This is a genomic window from Mycobacterium sp. IDUB_19 (genome assembly GCF_055419445.1).
Genome location: NZ_JBVAXR010000152.1, coordinates 1 through 1,214, shown reverse-complemented (window position 1 = coordinate 1,214; position 1,214 = coordinate 1). Strand labels below are relative to the sequence as shown.

The 1,214-nt window shown below is 67.5% G+C and carries 1 protein-coding gene; it reads left to right on the top strand.

The genetic code is table 11. The annotated features are described in order from the left end of the window. The first annotated feature begins 91 nt into the window (after positions 1–91). Positions 92–1,027 (top strand): SDR family NAD(P)-dependent oxidoreductase, encoded by a 936-nt coding sequence (locus tag ACZY0B_RS27555; RefSeq protein WP_463767389.1) that lies wholly within the window; start codon positions 92–94, stop codon positions 1,025–1,027. Positions 1,028–1,214: the final 187 nt, after the last annotated feature.

Genomic DNA, 1,214 nt, shown 5'->3' with positions numbered 1-1,214 from the left:
AAGTCGCCGCCCGAACGGTCTGGGCCATGGTCGGCCCCCTGCATCGGGTCGTCGCACCACGGTTGATGGAACGTGCCTCTACGATGACCCGATGAGCGAACGCCGGACCGCGCTGCAGGTCGTCGGGGGAATCGACCTGTCCGGCAAGGTCTGTGTGATCACGGGCGCCTCGTCCGGCCTGGGCCGGGAGTCGGCGCGAGCGCTGGCGGCCGCGGGCGCACACGTGATCTTGGCCGCTCGCAACCCGGATGCTCTGGCCGACGCGGCCGCGTGGGTGGCGACCGAGGTGCCGGGCGCTGCGACCTCGACCGTCGAGCTCGACCTGACCGCGCTGTCCAGCGTTCGTGCGGCGGCGGTGAAGATCCGCGACATCACGCCGGCGGTGCATGTGTTGATGAACAACGCGGGAGTGATGTTCACACCTTTCGGCCGTACTCGCGACGGGTTCGAATTGCAAATCGGGACAAACCATTTCGGGCACTTCGAGCTCACCCGGCTGCTTGTCCCGCAGCTGGCCGCCGCCACGGGCGCCCGGGTGGTGATCCTGTCCTCCGGGGGCCATCTGATGGGTGACGTCGACTTCGACGACCTCGACTGGGAGCGTCGCGAATACGACAAGTTCGTCGCATACGGCGCATCCAAGACAGCGAACATCCTGCACGCGGTAGAGGTCGATCGGCGGCTGCGCGACTTGGGAATTCACGCGTATGCCGTCCATCCTGGCACCGTTGCCACCTCGCTCGCCCGTTATATGTCGCGTGAGGACTTCTCCGACCTGCGCAAGCTCGTCGTCGACAACAGCGCGCTGCGTGGCGAATCGACCGACGGCTTCCTTGACTTCTCTACTCCCGAACAGGGCGCGGCCACCCAGGTCTGGGCGGCGGTCAGCCCGGAGCTGGCCGACCGGGGCGCGCTGTACCTGGAAGACTGTGCGGTGAGCGATGCGGTCGCACCATACGCGCGCGATGAGCAACGCGCGGCTGACTTCTGGACACTTTCCGAGGAGCTGTGTGGGCTCAAGGCCTGAGCCGGGCAGCCTCCGGATCGTCGGTGCGCATACTCACGGCTCCAGCAGGGCTTCCCAGTCACGCGACAGCTTCGACCCGAACCGCGGGGGCCGTCGCTCGAAGAACGCGGTGACGCCCTCACTCGCGTCGGCGGTGCCCATCACGCGGTGGTGCAACTGCGTTTCCAGCGAGGCGACTTGGCGCGGC